Source organism: Streptomyces sp. NPDC057099 (genome assembly GCF_042671245.1).
Classification (GTDB): domain Bacteria; phylum Actinomycetota; class Actinomycetes; order Streptomycetales; family Streptomycetaceae; genus Streptomyces; species Streptomyces purpurascens.
The window spans coordinates 1-1,355 of sequence record NZ_JBHUTX010000124.1 but is presented as its reverse complement, the minus strand read 5'-3'; the positions used below and the strand labels follow the sequence as shown (position 1 = coordinate 1,355).

1 pseudogene is annotated in these 1,355 nt (G+C 68.7%); it reads left to right on the top strand.

Annotation, left to right across the window (positions count from 1 at the left end):
• Positions 1 to 89: 89 nt before the first annotated feature.
• Positions 90 to 1,216, top strand: a pseudogene (locus ACFT4A_RS42485) (IS701 family transposase).
• The last annotated feature ends 139 nt before the right edge of the window (positions 1,217 to 1,355 follow it).

Here is a 1,355-nt window from a genome sequence, read left to right as displayed (position 1 = left end):
TCCGTGCGGGGGCGGTCTCACGGAGACCGCCCCTCGATCGTGCGACAACGCCGCAGGTAGTGACAGCGGCGGGGCAGCCTCCGAGGGTGATCACCGAGTCTGCCGCCGCGCAATGGGACCTCGAACTGGATGACCTCTTCCTGACTATCGGGCACCGCTTCGGCCGAGTTGAGCTCCGCCGCCGGATGCGGGACTACGTGCGCGGGCTGCTCGCCCCGGTAGCCCGCAAGAACAGCTGGCAGCTGGCTGAACAGGCCGGCCACTCCACCCCTGACGGCCTGCAGCACCTCCTCGCCGGATCGAAGTGGGAGCCCGATGACATCCGCGACGACCTGCAGGAATACGTCGCCGACAAGCTCGGCGAGGGCGACGGTGTCCTGATCATCGACGACACCGGGTTCATCAAGAAGGGCACCACCTCCGCCGGGTGGACCGAGAGCTCTACCTCCCGAAGTCCTGGACCGAGGACCGGGAACGCTGCCGCACCGCAAGGGTCCCCGACGAGCGGGAGTTCGCCACCAAGGGCGAACTGGCCCGGCACATGGTGCTGCGGGCCCTGGCCTCGCCACTGCCCATCACTTGGGTCACCGCGGATTCCGCCTACGGTCAGGACAACCGATTCCGCCGGCTGCTGGAACAGTCGGGTGTCGGCTACGTGCTGGCCGTGCCCAAGTCCCAGTTCAGCGTGGGCTGTTCACGGATCGAGGGCCTGTTCGCGAAGGCGCCCGCCGAGGCATGGGAGAAGATCTCATGCGGCGACGGCGCGAAGGGGCCCCGCATCTATCACTGGGCAGCGGTGCGGCTGCCCGCCGTCGCCGAATTCGACTATCAGGGAGAGGTCCCTCACCGGATGCGGTGGGCACTGGCCCGGCGCAGCATCAGCAAGCCCGACGAGATCGCCTACTACCTCGCCTACGCACCCCTGCAGGTCACCGTCCAGGAGCTGGTGCGGGTCGCCGGGGCACGCTGGGCGATCGAGGAGTGCTTCCAGGCCGCGAAGAACGAGTGCGGCCTGGACCAGTACGAGGTCCGCCGCTACGTGGGCTGGTATCGGCACATCACTCTGGCCATGCTCGCTCACGCCTTCCTTGCCGCCACGGCACACCGGCCCTGGGAAAAGGGGGCGGAACAGGTGAGACACCCGGGCTCATCGGGCTCACAGTGGCGGAGGTTCGGCGACTCCTGGCAGCTTGTCGTGCCCGGCCCCCGCACCTGAGTGGACACCGCGGACGACACCACGCGCTGAGCTGGTCGAACTGGCGCCGCCAACGCCAAGCAGTCGCCCGCCGCTGTCACTACCTGCGGCATTGTCGCACGATCGAGGGGCGGTCTCCGTGAGACCGCCCCCGCACGGC